The sequence below is a fragment of the Vibrio sp. 1288 genome (genome assembly GCF_033344475.1).
The window spans coordinates 1-601 of the sequence record NZ_JAWPOX010000794.1 but is presented as its reverse complement, the minus strand read 5'-3'; the positions used below and the strand labels follow the sequence as shown (position 1 = coordinate 601).

Here is a 601-nt window from a genome sequence, read left to right as displayed (position 1 = left end):
AAAATCAGTGGTTTCGCTTTTGGCGAACTCAGCGCCAGAAGCAAGGGTCTTGGCTCCTTCCATCAACGTGTACGAACCCGCGCCACTTCCACAACAAATGCCGTCACCATACTCATCTTGAATGGTGAACTGGTAATCACCGTCGGCTAAACACATGCTTTTTTCAACGGTGGTTGCCGACTCATAATCCTGACCAGAGAACAGCACTGCGGATTGGCTGTTTTTCAGCGTCCAACTCGTTTCAGAGCCGTAGTTGTCGGTCGTGAGAGTCAAGACCACTTGGTGATCACTACAGCTCTCTACGGGAGGCTGCGTGCTTGTCTCGGTCGGTTGGAAGTTATCGACATAAACCACTTCTGAGCCGTCAAAGCCCGCTTCATCATAAAAACGCAATCCCACATCGATGGTTTTCGTGGTCGTCGCGGTGTAATTGAGTGTGAGTTCTTGCCACTGATTCGTTTGCTGCGGATTGGAGTAGCCGTGATAACCGTCTGCCACCAATCGAGCTTTTACATGCCCTTCAGTGTGATACACCGAGACTGAGAACGCATAGGTTTTCCCTTGCTCCACATTAATGGTTTGCAAAAAGTCGGTGTTGCTC

General features: G+C 49.9%; 1 pseudogene. It reads right to left on the bottom strand.

What is annotated here, in order from left to right:
• Positions 1 to 601 (bottom strand): annotated as a pseudogene (locus R8O11_RS29415) (endonuclease I); the annotation flags it as partial.